A 1,248-nucleotide genomic window follows, 5' to 3' on the forward strand; every position below is an offset into this window, starting at 1 on the left:
CAATAGCTTTATCTGCTTTTTGTAAATCTTCTTTTGCCATAGCACGAGCTACAATCTGAGCCATTTCATAACGTGTCATTGTTTTGTTGCCCTGGTATGTTCCATCTGGGAAACCATCAATTACGCCATCAGCAGCAAGTGTTGCCACTGCATCATAAGCCCAGCTATCTTGAGGAACATCACTAAATGGGTTGCTAGCAGCTCCTGCTACTCCTGTACTCATTAAAACCAAAGCAGATGTTGTAATAGTTAATGTAGATTTGTTAAACATATTATACTCTCTCCTAAAATCATAAAAGTTATATAAATAAAAATTATAAATAAAATTAATATGTGCCTACAGTTGTTTTGCCTGCAATTACTTTTTGTTCTTTTTCAAATTTTAATAAGCTATATTGGTCAAAATTAGTAGCTATCATTATAGTGATTGGATTATATCCAGCTTTTTTGATTTTTTCAATATCAATTTCTACTAATTTATCGCCAACTTTTACTTCATCGCCAGCTTTGACTAAAACTTTGAAGCCATCGCCTTTCATATTAACTGTATCAATACCTATATGAATTAAAATTTCCATATCTGTATCAAGTTTAAGACCAAGAGCGTGTCCTGTTTCTTCCATTACCATCATAACAGAACCATTAGCTGGTGCTGTAATATATTTTTCAGTTGGAATAATTGCTACACCATCGCCCATAGCACGAGAAGCAAATGCTTCATCAGGTACATTTTCAATAGACACTAAATCACCAGTTGCAAAAGCTTTTAAGCTTGGAGATTTATCTGTGTTAGAAACTAATTCTTCTTTTTGAAGTACATCAGGACCTTGAAGTAAAGCTTCAAAACGTTCACGAACTTGTGGTACAGAAAGACCTACAATTACTTGAATAGCACAACCATTATGAACTAATCCATGAGCACCTGCTGCCATAAATACATTTGTATCTTTTACTAAACTATCATCTTTTACAGTTACACGAAGACGAGTAGCACAGTTTGTAACATCTACGATATTATTTTTACCACCTAAAGCTTTTAAAAATGCAGCAGCTTTTCTATCGCGTTCATCAATATTTTTGCTAGCTTTATAGTCAGCTTTAGTATAAAGTTTATCTGGTTCTGCATCATCGCCACGACCAGGAGTTTTCAAATCAAGTTTAATAATTAAAAATCTAAAAACAACAAACCAAATACAAGTAAAGATTAAACCAATGATAATTTGAGTAATATATGTTTCATAGTGATTA

Annotated in this window: 2 protein-coding genes; both read right to left on the reverse strand. The window is 33.0% G+C overall.

All coding sequences use genetic code 11. The features are described 5' to 3' along the window. The coding region (locus AC5LAX_RS12565; protein ID WP_493263866.1) for an S-layer homology domain-containing protein at window positions 1–223 on the reverse strand (223 nt) is incomplete at its 3' end. 103 nt (window positions 224–326) lie between these two features. After that, window positions 327–1,248: PTS sugar transporter subunit IIA (locus AC5LAX_RS12570; RefSeq protein WP_493263865.1), on the reverse strand; the 922-nt coding region annotated here is incomplete at its 5' end.

The organism is Megamonas sp., from assembly GCF_986095205.1.